Origin of the sequence: Butyrivibrio sp. XPD2002, from assembly GCF_000423945.1 — a bacterium.
Lineage (GTDB): Bacteria > Bacillota > Clostridia > Lachnospirales > Lachnospiraceae > Butyrivibrio.
The window spans coordinates 233757-248137 of the sequence record NZ_AUIY01000004.1 but is presented as its reverse complement, the minus strand read 5'-3'; the positions used below and the strand labels follow the sequence as shown (position 1 = coordinate 248137).

General features: G+C 40.4%; 11 protein-coding genes. All 11 read right to left on the bottom strand.

Translation table 11 applies throughout. The features are described from left to right. Positions 1-247 precede the first annotated feature (247 nt). Entirely contained in the window at positions 248-1564 is a 1317-nt protein-coding gene (locus G587_RS0104015; protein WP_026491201.1) for a sugar phosphate nucleotidyltransferase, read from the bottom strand. A 10-nt stretch (positions 1565-1574) separates the two neighbouring features. Further along, positions 1575-3443, bottom strand: coding sequence for a glutamine--fructose-6-phosphate transaminase (isomerizing) (gene glmS, locus G587_RS0104010; protein WP_026491200.1), 1869 nt, complete (start codon positions 3441-3443; stop codon positions 1575-1577). A gap of 57 nt (positions 3444-3500) precedes the next feature. Further along, complete coding sequence (locus tag G587_RS0104005; RefSeq protein WP_081679329.1) at positions 3501-4727, bottom strand: glycosyltransferase family 4 protein; 1227 nt, start codon at positions 4725-4727, stop codon at positions 3501-3503. A gap of 16 nt (positions 4728-4743) precedes the next feature. Then, positions 4744-6483, bottom strand: a complete 1740-nt coding sequence (locus G587_RS0104000; protein ID WP_155829417.1) for a hypothetical protein — start codon at positions 6481-6483, stop codon at positions 4744-4746. 25 nt (positions 6484-6508) lie between these two features. Beyond that, entirely contained in the window at positions 6509-8161 is a 1653-nt protein-coding gene (locus tag G587_RS0103995; RefSeq protein WP_026491197.1) for a DUF6311 domain-containing protein, read from the bottom strand. Further along, positions 8134-9945 carry a hypothetical protein gene (locus G587_RS0103990; RefSeq protein WP_026491196.1) on the bottom strand — a complete coding sequence of 604 codons (1812 nt, stop codon included), beginning with the start codon at positions 9943-9945 and terminating at the stop codon, positions 8134-8136. The genes G587_RS0103995 and G587_RS0103990 overlap by 28 nt, the downstream gene beginning before the upstream one ends. Positions 9946-9949: 4 nt before the next feature. Next, entirely contained in the window at positions 9950-11305 is a 1356-nt protein-coding gene (locus G587_RS0103985; RefSeq protein ID WP_026491195.1) for a DUF6056 family protein, read from the bottom strand. A gap of 4 nt (positions 11306-11309) precedes the next feature. Then, positions 11310-11738 carry a hypothetical protein gene (locus G587_RS0103980; RefSeq protein WP_155829414.1) on the bottom strand — a complete coding sequence of 143 codons (429 nt, stop codon included), beginning with the start codon at positions 11736-11738 and terminating at the stop codon, positions 11310-11312. Positions 11739-11795: 57 nt separating this feature from the next. Further along, the gene (locus G587_RS0103975; RefSeq protein WP_026491193.1) at positions 11796-12446 is read right to left on the bottom strand and encodes a flavin reductase; all 651 of its coding nucleotides are present in this window, start codon (positions 12444-12446) and stop codon (positions 11796-11798) included. A gap of 104 nt (positions 12447-12550) precedes the next feature. Further along, a complete protein-coding gene (gene rd, locus G587_RS0103970) occupies positions 12551-12706 on the bottom strand; it encodes a rubredoxin (protein ID WP_022761029.1) in 156 nt (51 codons plus the stop codon). 91 nt (positions 12707-12797) lie between these two features. Beyond that, on the bottom strand, positions 12798-14174 hold the full coding sequence (locus tag G587_RS0103965; RefSeq protein ID WP_207637459.1) for a hypothetical protein: 1377 nt from the start codon (positions 14172-14174) through the stop codon (positions 12798-12800). Positions 14175-14381: the final 207 nt, after the last annotated feature.

Below are 14381 nucleotides of genomic sequence, written 5' to 3'. Positions count from 1 at the left end.
CAAATCGAGCAGGCTGACTCCTACTCGATTTCGCACACGAACATTCCGCACTTCGTGCTCCATGTTCTTACAACCGGCAAATGAATTTGTATGCAAACATCCATTCGCTTGCCGGTCTTATGCAACAAAAAACTCCGCGTAGCAAAAGCGCTCCGCGGAGAGATTCGTTCACTTGCAATTCACATTCATTCCTTGCAAGCCATATTAACTTTTTGAAATAAAATAGTTGCTCCCAAAACTAAACAACTTATAAGTCGTACTTAATCTTATCATCAACGGAAATATCTGTTCCAAGCTGAACCTCAATAAGCTGAAGTTCCTGATCACTATTATTTATTATTGTGTGTTTTTCACCGGCCTTCATGGAAATGACATCACCGATGTGAACGCTGCGCTCTACACCGTCAACGATGGTTCTGCCGGTTCCGCGAACAACACTCCATACTTCATCACGTCGTTCATGGCTGTGATAGTTCATGGCGTGTCCGGGGTTAAGTGTTACCTTGATTGTAAGTGAATCCTTCTCAGCATCCAGAACACGGTAGCTTCCCCAGGACTTCTCAGCGAACATAATAGGCTGCTCGATCTGCTCAACAAAGGGCTTGATGTAAGAGCTCTGCTCTTTGTCGGAAACAAGAATTCCTTCAGGAGAAGCTGCAATAACTGCATCCTTAATTCCCATGACAATTACAGGGATATTCATGTCGTTGATAACGTGAACATCTTCACACTTCTCATTAAGAAGGGCTTCTCCGATCACATTCTCATCCATAGCCTCTGTAAGAGTGTTCCAGGTTCCGAGGTCCTTCCAGAGTCCGCCGAAGCGCATAACGCTGATATTGGACTCCTTCTCAACTACAGCGTAGTCGAAGGAAATTTTTTCAAGAGTTTCATATTTATCAAAAAGATTCTGATAGTCTGTAAAATCAATGAGCTCGTGAGCCTTATCAAGAAGGTATGAGAGCTTATATGCAAAAATACCGCCATTCCAGAGAGCACCCTTTGAAATGTAGTTCTTTGCAGTTTCTACATCAGGCTTTTCCTTGAAGGATACAACCTTTGATACGTCGTTCTTATCCTCAGGGATGATGTAGCCATACTTCTCTGAAGGATAGGTGGGATTGATTCCCATAAGTGTGAGGTTAGCTTCTCCGTCCTCTGCAAGCTTTGAAAGCTTCTCAAGAGCGAGGAAGTAATCCTTCTCAACATATGGATCGACAGGGCATACAACTACTGACTCATCCAAGCCAACGCCCTGAACGTCGTGAAGATATGCGCTTGCAAGAGCGATTGCAGGAAAAGTGTCCCTTCTGCAGGGCTCGATTGAAACTCCAACATTTTCACCAAGCTGGTTATTAATAGCTGAAACCTGAGTCTTACTTGTTGCGATTGTTACGTTTGCGCCGGGGTCTATCTCAAGAATCTGGCGATAGACGCGCTGAACCATGGACTCATATTCGCCATCGTTACCTTTAAATATTTTTATAAACTGTTTTGATCTGACATCGTTGGAAAGAGGCCAGAGACGCTGACCTGATCCACCGGATAATAAAATAATGTTCATTTATAATTCCTTATTCCACAGTAACGCTCTTAGCAAGGTTACGTGGCTTATCCACATCAAGACCCTTGGCAACACTGATATAGTAGCCAAGAAGCTGGAGCGGGATAACTGCGAGAGATGCAGCGAAATGCTCCTCAATCTTAGGAACGTATGCAGCAAAGTTAACTGTATCCTCAATCTCGTAATGACCGTAGGTTGTAAGCCCCATGAGGTAAGCACCTCTTGCCTTACACTCAACCATGTTGCTGATGGTCTTCTCGTAAAGGTCGTTCTGAGTAAGCACACCGATAACAAGGATGTTGTCCTCGATAAGGCTGATTGTTCCGTGCTTAAGCTCACCTGCAGCGTAGGCCTCTGAGTGGATGTAGGAAATCTCCTTCATCTTAAGGCTTCCCTCGAGGGAAACTGCGTAGTCGATACCACGTCCAACGAAGAATACATCCTTAGCGTTAGCGTATTTAGCAGCAAACCACTGGAGTCTCTCCTTATCATCGAGAACCTTTGTAATCTTCTCGGGGATGGTCTTCATCTCTGCGATGTAGTTTGCATACTTTTTACTATCAATAGTCTCTCTTACAAATCCGAAGTGAACAGCAAGAGCATAGGTAGCAACAAGCTGAGCACTGTAAGCCTTAGTTGTGGCAACAGATATCTCGGGACCTGCGAGAGTGTAGAGAACATGGTCAGCTTCTCTTGCGATTGAAGAGCCGACAACGTTAACAATACCAAGGGTTGCTACGCCCTGACTCTTAGCCTCACGAAGAGCAGCTAAAGTATCCGCTGTCTCACCAGACTGGGAGATAACGATTACCAGGTCATTTTTATCAAGAAGTGGCTTCCTGTATCTGAACTCGGATGCAAGCTCGACGCGGACAGGAATACGTGCAAGATCCTCAAACACGTACTGAGCTGCCATGCCTACATGCCATGCAGAACCACAGGCAACTACAAAGATCTGTCTTAAGGACTTGATCTTCTCATCGCTGATTCCGCACTCTGTAAGGTCGATCTTTTTACCCTTAATAACTGAGTTAAGCGTATCCTCAACTGCCTTGGGCTGCTCGTGAATCTCCTTCATCATAAAGTGCTCGAAGCCGCCCTTCTCAGCAGCCTCTGCGTCCCACTTGATCTCAACCTTTTCCTTCTGGATCTCGTCACCATCGAGGTTGTAGAAGTGAGCTTCGCCCTTACCAAGACGAGCCATCTCCTGGTTGCCGATGTAGTAAACGTTTCTTGTGTATTTAAGGATTGCAGGAACGTCAGAAGCAACGTAGGTTGCGCCGTCTGCAATACCGATAACCATAGGTGAATCCTTACGTGCTACCCAGACTTCATCCGGATAATCCTTGAACATAAGTGCAAGGGCGTAGGAACCACGAACACGAACCATAGTCTTAGCTATAGCATCGATAGGTCCGATCTTGTATTTATTGTAATAATAGTCAACGAGCTTAACTGCAACCTCAGTGTCAGTCTGTGAGTAGAACTCATAATCGTGACGCATGAGCTTCTCCTTAAGCTCCTGATAGTTCTCGATGATACCGTTGTGAACACCAACTACGTTAGCTTCCTCAACTGTTGCACCATGCTCAAAATGATTAGATGAAACATGGGGATGTGCATTGGTCTCAGAAGGCTCACCATGTGTAGCCCATCTTGTGTGACCGATACCGATTGTTCCCTGAAGGGATGCTCCATCATTAGTTTTCTCCGAGAGAACCTTAAGTCTGCCCTTAGCCTTAACGACCTTGACCTTACTATCTGCCCCTCTTACAGCAAGTCCTGCTGAATCATATCCACGATATTCAAGCTTAGAAAGTCCATCCAGAAGAATGGGCGCTGCCTGTTTCTTACCTACATATCCAACTATTCCGCACATATTTTTTCCTCTTAAGTAAAACTGCGTTTATTTGTTTAGTTTACCAACATATTATATTCATTTTTCAAAAATACACAAGTTTTCGAATCTTTCCCTGAGTATTCCTGCTGCCCTCTCAGGTGACATGCGCTCCCTGATATACTTCGCAGCAGCCTCTTTTTTGTAGTCATAGAAAGCCTTGTCGTCATGAAGCCTTCTGATAAAACCTGCTGCCACATGCACGTCCGGATCAGCCCAGTGATTACCCTTGTGATACGGAGGTGTCTCCTTCTCAATCTCGATAATCTTCACAGGAACCATGCAGCAGGCATCCTCAGACATGAACTCTGAGTTAGCAGACCAGTTCGTAGAAACTGTAGGAGTTCCAAGGAACATAGCCTCCGCCATAACAAGACCGAAGCCTTCTGAGCGGTGAAGGGAGATGTGAGCGTCTGCGCATTTAATCAGACTGTTAAACTCCTCTTTGCTGTAGCTGTCCGTAAGGATATAGATATTCTCATAGCCATGCATAAGCTCTCTGAGGTGTGCCATCTCTGACTCCCCTGCGTGAGTTGCCTTGATGATAAGACCGACATCCGGGAGCTCAGTGGGGAATGCCTCGCGATAAGCTGCGATAGCTGCCTCAGGATTTTTACGGTCGGAATTACTGAACCCATCATAAGATAAGATATATAAAAACTTATCCTCAGGAATTCCAAAGTATTTGCGATCAAATCTGTCATCTGTCACAGGTGTATTCATGGCATATGGCACTGTGTAAACAGGCTTCGAGGTCGCGGTTCTTACCGCATCAGAAACAAACTCTGCCGGAGTCCAGATCTCATCGAACAAATCGAAAGCATAGCTCCACTCCTTCGGAAACTCCGGAAGTTCCCAGAGCCAGTAGCCGATCTGATATCTGTTATTGAAAACATCGCTGGTCATGGATCTTATAGAAACCGGAAGCTCGTTAGGATTTAAGTGAATCAGATTCACATTGTATTTAAGCTCCTCTGATTCATATTCCTTGTAGGCTTCGTTGGTCTCGAGAGCCTTTTTATTCTGGAATATGTTCTTAATTGTAAAAGGAATTCCGGAAGTCTTAATAGCCTCAGCTACCAGGCGGCAGCTTTCCCCAAGTCCGTAGTCACCTCTGGCATGACCGATGAGATTTATTCCATTCGGATATTTCTTAAAATCAGTCTCCGTTCTTTTTATCTGTGAGTGCTTCACCTTAAACAGAACTCCGCGAAGTCTCTCGCGAACTATGTAAGGGAGTAACATTTTTACTATTTCTCTAAACATCTTAATTCCTATCTAATCAGTCTTTATTCTTTGAGTTTCGCAGCTTTCTAATCCCACCGATAAGAGCAATAACAGAAAACATCTTAAACACCTCCAAAATCATATATGCAGAAGGTGCATACGCTACATATGGTGATGATGCCGCATCTTTCGTCATCCAAATTGAAAATAACCCGGTAACAAAAATAACACTAAATGAAGTTAAAAGCAAAGCGGCAGAAATAATCAGGGCTTCCCATGCCTTTTCTCTTCTCCTGATTGATTCGTATATCAGATAAACAAAGCCCAAGATACTTAGCGGAAGCACCACATACGAGCCATATCGGTAAATGTAGTAGACGCCAACAGCTGCAAGAATATAACACTTCTTCTCTTTTATAAGAGTGTTATTCTCCTCATATTGCCAATCGCGCTTAAACTTCATGCTCTTAATCTGCTCATCAGAAAGAGGAACTCTTACTCCAAAGGCCTTTTCCAAAAACCACATATTTGCAGGAGTAGTGTCTATATAAGAAATATCAGTTTCCACCCTTTCGTTCTCATGCAGAGCAAAAAGAGCCTGTGTCTTTATGGAATTACTTATTGCTAATCCGATTTCATCTAGTGTAAAGGGCTTTACATATTTTGAAAGAGTAATTCCCTTTTTCTCTTTTAATCTTCCGTCATCAAAAGCTTTCTGAATCTCATCAGCCGCTTCTTTATAAAATTGCTGCACCTTATTTGCTGATTCATAATACCCAGCTTCATCAGCCGCACTTCGTATTGCCCAGGTAGAAATATCACCTTTGGGCCATCCATTATGAGGCGCATCACTACCGGCACTTTCACACTTATCAAAAAGAGTATCAAGCGACGCCATTTTGTCACTTACAGAAACTGCCTGTTCCAGGGCACTCCTTGCAATCCATACATCAGGATCGATATCAGCATCATCAACATCGATTCTATATAATAATCCGCACAGCCGCGGAAACTCTCCCTTTGTTCTCTCATTGCTCAAGCTGACATTATAATATTTTTCGTTCATTCCTGTTACTACATGATTAGCAAAAAGCATCCCACAAAATGGCAATAGCTGCGCTACTACAATCGCTGCAAAAACCTTCTTTGAAGTTTTCCCCTTTTTCAGATTAGAAAAAACTCCAATGATACACACAATTGTTTCAACAAACAAAAAAGGAATAATCCAGACAGAGTCCTCCTTAAGGATCCAAAAAAGGCCGCCAAAGATAAACCCAATCAATCCCCAACCTATGTACGTATATGTTTTCAGATTATCATTTCTTCTAGCAAATAACGCAAAAGCGCTGGCCATCAGCCCTATGGGAACCATGATCAAAAGAGCGGATCTATAGATGTAAACCGTCCTAAACCCAACAGGACAATATAAAAGCGATAAATAAAACAACATTTGCAGAATAGCATCTTTGATATAAGGTCTAAGCGAAGTAGCCATAAGACAAGCACATATTACCAACAATAATCCAACTCCAACACCGTAGGATATCTGCAAAGCATGAATCATTGCCCCGAAAATAGGAAAGCCCACTTCCTTAACCAAGGTAGTAGAGTCAAAGGTTCCAAGCCAATTACCACCAGCAATACTTGCGGTCTGCTTTACCTGAAGCCATCCATCAACACCTCCGCCCTTTACAGCAACAGAGATATTTTGAAGCTGCGAAACCCAGATTCTCAAAAGTGATGCGGCAATACATATCCAATTGCACAATATATTTATGGTTTTCTTACTTTTCACAATCATTAGACCCTATTTTTTACTATTACTTTATCTCATTTAGATCACTATATTCTTCAGTAACTCCAACTATCATACCATCAACTTCATAAATATGAAGGTTGGTATCGCCTTCAACTATATCTTCAGGAAGTTCACTAAAAACATATAAATATCTCTCGTTTGCTTTGCCCTTAAGAATCTTCTCTTCCTCCTCTTTCCGGGCTTTTTTTATTCTGGTGTCATCCTTCCTGGCAACATAGAAATCATTCATCACCATATTATGCTCTGCCGCATATTCCCCCAGACACATAGTGTTAACTATCAGCTCGTTATGTTTGTGAGGAGTATAAAAAAGATAGATTTCATCCTTATCTACTCTCTCCCAAAACTCAGCTTGTAACAAAGTACTTTGCCCCGTATACGACTGAGCATTCATTGCTCTTACATTTTTAATCTGTGGATATAAATCTATTAGTTGTACTATAAGTAAGCCACCTATAACATACACAGTCCATTTTTTAAATCTGTTGGAAGTTTTAACAATAACTCCAATCATGAAAAGGTAAAACACCGGCCACATGAAACGGCCATTTGCTCTGAACATAGAAAGAATATTATAAATAGCCTCCGGCCATTCTATCGAAAGCAGAGTAATCTTGCCAAATCTTATCTCCGGCTCTGTGCACATAAATAAATGAGCGATAATTATAAACAATAATGGAGCTATATCCTTTTTCTCCTTTTTTATATTTCTCGCAAAAAAAGAAGAAATGAATAGTATCAGAACCATCAAAATCACTCCGAACCCAATATACGCAAATGTTTCACCACTTCCTGATCCTACTATTGATAGTCCTAAAAGCTTATAGAAATATGATCCTCCCTGATCATCAAATAATGAAGTCAGATTAGAATTATAATATCCAAGCCCTTCGTCAGATAGAGCCTTACCTCCATAGAAATCCCCAACCACATACATCACCAACAAGGTAGCTGCTATAGGTATCAGTACTTTAATAACACCTCTGTACCATTCTTTTGAAATAAGATCATGGAAATAAAATCCCAAAATAAAAATAACAGTCATCGGGATATAATAAAGATGAACCAGACTTGCCACCATAAGTAAAGCAGTCCATGCAATGATATCCCGGTTCTTATCCCTAAGATCCTGTCCTGAGATAAACAGTAATATCATTGTCAAAATCAGACTATTACAAGCCAGCGCAGTATGATTAAACATTCTCTGAATCATTATCGAAGAAAAAGAGAAAAATCCAGAGCTTATCATAGACACCATCTTCTGGCCAGTCAGTTTAAAAATGATGACTGAGGATAGTCCGCCCTGCAGCGCAAAAACCAGCATTCCATATATGCCAAAATACTGAAACGTTTCCGGCAAAAGCGGAGATAAAAGCTTAAAAAATATAGCAAATAGTGGAATTGAATCCATATATGTAATAGCAAACTCATCAGGATAAGTAAGACCACGCAACAGGCCAACAGGAAACCTCCACGGAGTATTTCTATAGAAAAGCCATCCAATATAATGATGTGACAAATCCGCTCCACGATAAATAATCCAGGAATCATCCGTTACATCAAGCGGTTTGAATCCATATATGATCAAAAAGGCTGCTGCCCCAATCAAAGCGCCAATAGCAAAAACTACTCTGCTAGTTCTTTTTTCATCCATGTCAGGTTCCTTCTATCCATGTTTTTGTACACAGTATACTCATCCGTACTCACTTCTTCTATACGCTCCACATTCTGAAGCTCCACATCCTGCCTCGCACAATCGTTTTCAACGATTATATAGGAAAACTCCTCAGGAGCCTCATACTCACCCTTGTAGGTAGCCTCAAGCAGATGACTATCCTTAGCGGTGATAGAATACTCTCTCTCGATAACTTCCGGAATAAGATCCGCCTCATCTACAACATATAAAAGTGAAACCTCATCAAAATAAGAATCCATGTATTTAACGAAGGAACGTATACCCAGTCCGTAAGTAATATATATAACAGACTTACACTCATCGTCTGCTTTGAAATATGACTCCAGCTTCAGAACATTTTCTGTCCTTACTTTGTCAGCCTTATAGTACTTTCTGTTCCAGCGCATTCCATATAAGCAGCTAATAACTGAAGTAAAAATTAGCGCACCTACAAGCACCTTCTTAGCAAGAAGCTTACTCTTCTTACGATAAATATAGTGCACAACAATTCCAAACATGCAGAATAAAAAGCTCATCAATATACCTGCAATATCTATTGAAAGCTCCTTTATACCAGGGAATATCTGCCTTATGAGATTCCTTGTCTCAGTATACCAATCAAGGTTGTACTGGTCTATCGGAACACTTCTATAGGCACCTCTGAAAATAAATAATACAAAAATCAAGAAGCATGCAAGTGCAATCAAGCTCCACTTATTATTATTTGCCTCTTCATCCGCTTCCCTACAATCAAGAATATTAAAAAATGGAATAAGTAAAAGAATCGTGGCAGGAGCCATATACCTTAAGTGAAGTCTTGGAACTATTTTACCAATGTCTTCTCTTACCATGATGGTATAAGCAACCGTACCTACTGCCACAAAGGAAAACAGCATGACATATTTAAACAGCGCCTTATTACTAACATTCATGCGCTTATACTCGCATACCGAATAGAGCACAGGGAGAGCCAGTACTTCAAGAAAAAAGGCACCATAATAATATACAAAATAATAGCCAAGATATAAAAGACTTCTCACAGAAAGAATAGCCTCAATCCCCATCTGGTTATAGGAATTGCCAAGGCCGCTAAACATGGTTACTTTTGCCAGTACATGGCACAACGCGAATGCAGCTAATAATATAGCTGTCATCGCATATTCTTTCTTTTCTCTGGTTCTGCTGATAATAAGATAAAGAACATCCGCGATTAGAAATGCCAGGAATATCTCCTTGCAGACATAACCGATATAGCATAGAACGCCAAGCGATCCTGCCAAAACCAAGCTCTGTTTATCTCTTTGAATAAGCCACAGATAAACGAACCACAATGCAAGAGGATAATATATCACCTCAGACATATAAGACATCGATATCATAAGCTCTGGCCAAATAGCAGAAATAATCATGATAAGAGAAAGGCTCTTTTCTGATAATCCTACCTTTTTAGAAATCAAATAAATCGGAATAATTCCCGAATACATAACGATAGTATTAGCCACACCTATTGCCAACATACGCTTTTCGGGATCAGAAATTGCAAAAAATGGAACAAGAAAAATAGAATATAATATCTTCTGATAATCAATCGGAGCATTTCTTATGGACAGCCCGGTCCCCATAAAGAGACTACGGGCTATCCCATAATATCTAAGCTCATCCCCATATAGATTTATATGTCTGTCAAACCAGACCCAAATTATTCTTACTATCAGCATGACAAGAACGAATTCTATTGTCATGACCCTGGTTTCTTTTTTCATACTTTTAAACAGATAGTTGCCTGTAAAGCATCTGCCCCCATAATCCAAGATTCACTATTGCAACTAAGCCCATAGTGAGAAACAACAATTTCTTATTAACAATACTGTTTCTATAAAATAATAATCCCCCGATCGCCATTAAGAATACAATCATAATCATGCAAGTTCTAAATCCCGAAGCATATATCGTTGGTGACAATCCCATCATCCATCTGGAGCCAAAGCCCGCAAACAGAAGACTCATCCAGAAGCATAGCTCCTCCAGATTCACACAGATCAGCATCACCGATATTACTAATGAAACATAAAGTAATCCTATCAAAATCCATGCGCAAATGCCACTTGGAGAAAAAGCTGTAGTCGGATTCACAAGACCATTTCTTGGAATTTCCTTTGTAATACGTGGAAGATATGGGATCAGCTTACCAACCGTGGATCTTCCAAGAATAAAAATCAAAGATAATAGTAGCGGCATAGCACCAATAGCTCTGTATATGGCGCTGTTATGCCTTTTATAAATAGCAGTAAACAACATAAATGCTACAATAACCCAAAACATATTCTGAGCTCGCATAAACCACGACGCTGTAGTTGTAACGCCTATTTCAAGCTTATCAAAAAGTGTCAGCATGCCATAGGACGGAAACCAATGTCCGGTGTCTGCCACTGTTCGTGTTTTATTTCCGGGATTTAAAACAGCTGCAAGCACACCAAGTACTGCGAGAATCAACATCCATACATGAAAAGCATCGACTTTCTTACTTATTATTTCATAGCTAACTATAACGAAATAAACAAATGATATCGCAACAGCCATCTGTTCCAGATTGCATGCATAAATCATAAGGAGCGTATATCCTGCTGCCTTTATAAAGGATATCTTTTTCTTATCAACATCCATGTATACGTATCGAAGAGGAAAAAGTGTTATTAACCCAGCCGCAATTGGAGTCAAATAAGTAAATGACGTAGCAATCCATCCAGCGCTTGACCATGTTATAAAAGGAAATATCAAAGACATCAGTGCTAAAAAAATATTAAGTTCTATTTCAGGTTCATCTGTAATAAGCTTTGAAATCCCCCATTGGAGAACCACCCAAAAGAGTCCCGAAAAAAATGCCCAAAGAGGTTTAGGCATTTTCTCAAATATCAGAAGAAAGAATTCTATAATAAACCTTGAAGACCAGGTAAAAAGACGTGTATAAACGTAGCTAAGCATCTCCATAAGAGAAGCTGATTTTGCAAACGAATTATATGCATTAAGATCATCATGAGTTAATGGAACAACGCACAGGAAAGAAGCGACTATCAAGCCGCTTATAAAAAATGGTATATACTTTTTGCAATCATACTTAGTCATAGTTCTATAAATTATCTAATGCTACAAGCTTCCTCTCACCATTTAGTTCGTACAGCATATATTTCTTAAAAGAAGCACCCTTACCAAGAGCACTTTCCAGACATTTTGCCGTAACTCCGGACCACTTATATTTTAATCCGTCATTCATAACTTCCCTGGCCTGTTTATTCTCTGCCACATCTGTAGGGAGGACAAACCATATATCCCGGGACTCATCATAATATACAACAGACATTTTTAGAGTTACAAATTCTGTGTCCTGTCCGTTTTTCACGAACCATCCTTCTATCTTAATAAAGCTTCCTATGTCAGTTTCTGATAAATCCCAGGTATACAGTGAACTATCATCAATCTGAACGCCCGACAGATTCTCCTTAACAGGCATCACCTCTTTATAGCTCATGATTAGTCCTATAATTATCCAAAAAGCCATAAAGATCAGAGCACCTATAGCCATTAAATTTTTCTTAGAGGCGCTTGTCACAACCAGTTACCTCACAATTTTCTCAAAGTCAGCCTTAGGGTGTTTGCAAATAGGACAGATGAAATCATCCGGAAGCTCCTCGCCAACCCACTCGTAGCCACAGATCAGACAGCGCCATACGGTCTCACCCTTAGGTGTAGTGCCAACAGCCTGGGGCTTCGGCTTAATGTTATTCTGATAATACTCATAAGTACAGGATGAAGTATCTGAGAGCACTTCCATCATAACAGGTTCACAGATGAAAAGAGTGTGTGATCCGAGATCCACAGTCTGCTCTACCTTAAGTGAAAAGTATGCATTGATACCTGTCTCTACATAAGGGATACCATTCTCTGCCAGCTTATAGGATATCTTATCCTCTGCGATTTTGCCAGCGCCGGTCTCCTCGAACTTATTAACATCCCTACCTGACTGGAAACCAAAATGCTTGAAAAGATCAAAGGTCGCATCGTTGCTGATAACGGAGATGTTACACTCTCCGGTCTCCTTGATCATGTCGTGAGTATAATTAGCCTTGTTAACAGCAATAGAAATGCGGTTAGGCTCTGATGCTACCTGGATCGCAGTATTGATAATGCAACCATTGAGCTTATCGCCCTTCTTAGCTGTGCATACATAAAGTCCGTAGGATAACTTAAACATTGCCTTTGTGTTCATTTCGCCCATGATGGTTCCTCCTTATAAGTTTTCATCTGCTCGTTAAATTCCTTTGAATGAATAAATAAGGTATGAAGCAACTGCCACATACCTTACTTTAAATCTTATTCAGCTTTAAATTCTTCCTTACCAACTCCGCAAAGGGGACAAACCCAATCTGCCGGGAGATCATCCCACTTTGTTCCGGGTGCTACTCCATTATCCGGATCGCCTGCTGCCTCGTCATAAACGTAACCACATGTACCGCATACATACTTCATAGAAATGCTCCTTCCTGTGAAAAAATGCCAGTTATGTTAACAAGACTATTATATCATTATTACGTATAAGTTTATATCTATTATTTGTAATTCATTTTACCATCCATTGTGAGATATCTTTATCCCAATACATTATACGATAATTATAAATATCCTTTATCCAATCAGGCTCTCCCAAGAATCCTATTATCTCCTCATTTTTTACACCCACATCATCATTTTCATCATCATTCTGAAACGTAACTGTATAATGTATCTCCGTTTCATCATACCACCTGGTATTAACAAGATTCGAATACTCTTTAAAGCCATCCTCACTGGTATATATCGGAAGAATATTATACTTATAGTCTGTCATAGCTGCTATGATAGGTCCGCACCAAAACTGACCATATCCCGTACCAAGATTGTTTTCAAGAATAAAATCCGCAGCGTTCTGTGTCTCAGTTAAATACGTATAAGGCTGCATCTTAATGATAGCTTCTCCTCTATACCATGAAACACTTATTGTAAAAAACAGCGATAATACAATCGCTACAACCCTAATAACAGATATTTTATTATTAGAAGATTGAGATTTCTTCCCTTCACATATAGCTGTAACATCAAAAACAAAATAAAGAACAAGAATAACCCCAAATATAAAGGATAAAACACAATACCTGGGATGGATATCTGCATTAGTAAAAACGCATCCCCCAAGATTAATAACTACGATCAGCCAGGCAAGTAAGGCCTTATAATCTATCCTGAATAAAACCGCCTTTATAAAAAAGTACGCAATAGAAATCCCAAACAGAACCATAATTCCCACTATTGCCACATGATAACAATGCCCAAAAAAACCAGCGCCCCAAGGCGTATATCCCCAGACAATCTCAACCTGTCCAAACCATTCAATCGCACGAACCTTAGCCTCAGCTAATCCAACAAGCTTAGTAGGATAGCCTAATGTTACTATGCCTCCTAACATTCGAATCACACGAGAAAATAGCTTCGCAAGCACAAAAATAAACGCAGTCGCCCAAAACATAATCATCCAACGAATAAGCTCAGGAGTATTCTTCCTCTTAAGCAAAATCATATAAGCACAAAGACACAGCACCGGCGCTATCAATCCCATAAGTGCCACACTGTCCGAATACAAGGCGAGCACCCCAATGACCATATATGCTATCACAAGACCATATCTATTGGATTCAGACTCTATATACTTGAGCAGGATCCAAAACTCCAGCAATAATACAGCGTATAATCCGTTGTGTGAATTTGAGTTGATAAGAATGTGCGACATACCAACAGGCACCATTCCAACTATTGCATAGTAAACAAGCACATAAAGGAATCCCTTTTGTCTAAGAAAAAATGCAGAGGCCTCTACAACAATCAACGCCATAGTCAAAGAACTAAGCACCGCTTCAAGAGTATATCCGCTTACTCCCAATGCCAGTCCCGGTAAATAAAACAATGTCTCAGTGAAGAAAAAGTTATTAGATCCTGCCACCCAACCTTTTAGCAACAAGTTGCCACTAAGAAAATCTTTTGCAAATGGGATCATAGTGACATGGTCAGAAGACACCCATATCTTCGTATGGTAGTAGCAATAAAAAATAGTCCAAGCTATTACACTTAGAAAATAGAACCAATTATTCCTTACATTCTTTATACTCTTTTC

Excerpts from the sequence above, each read along its gene's own strand:
- G587_RS0103995 (WP_026491197.1), bottom strand. The coding sequence starts at position 8,161 with ATGGATGAAAAAAGAACTAGCAGAGTAGTTTTTGCTATTGGCGCTTTG.
- G587_RS0103980 (WP_155829414.1), bottom strand. The coding sequence starts at position 11,738 with ATGGCTTTTTGGATAATTATAGGACTAATCATGAGCTATAAAGAGGTG.
- glmS (WP_026491200.1), bottom strand. The coding sequence starts at position 3,443 with ATGTGCGGAATAGTTGGATATGTAGGTAAGAAACAGGCAGCGCCCATT.
- G587_RS0103985 (WP_026491195.1), bottom strand. The coding sequence starts at position 11,305 with ATGACTAAGTATGATTGCAAAAAGTATATACCATTTTTTATAAGCGGC.
- G587_RS0104015 (WP_026491201.1), bottom strand. The coding sequence starts at position 1,564 with ATGAACATTATTTTATTATCCGGTGGATCAGGTCAGCGTCTCTGGCCT.
- G587_RS0103990 (WP_026491196.1), bottom strand. The coding sequence starts at position 9,945 with ATGAAAAAAGAAACCAGGGTCATGACAATAGAATTCGTTCTTGTCATG.
- G587_RS0104005 (WP_081679329.1), bottom strand. The coding sequence starts at position 4,727 with ATGTTTAGAGAAATAGTAAAAATGTTACTCCCTTACATAGTTCGCGAG.
- rd (WP_022761029.1), bottom strand. The coding sequence starts at position 12,706 with ATGAAGTATGTATGCGGTACATGTGGTTACGTTTATGACGAGGCAGCA.
- G587_RS0103975 (WP_026491193.1), bottom strand. The coding sequence starts at position 12,446 with ATGAACACAAAGGCAATGTTTAAGTTATCCTACGGACTTTATGTATGC.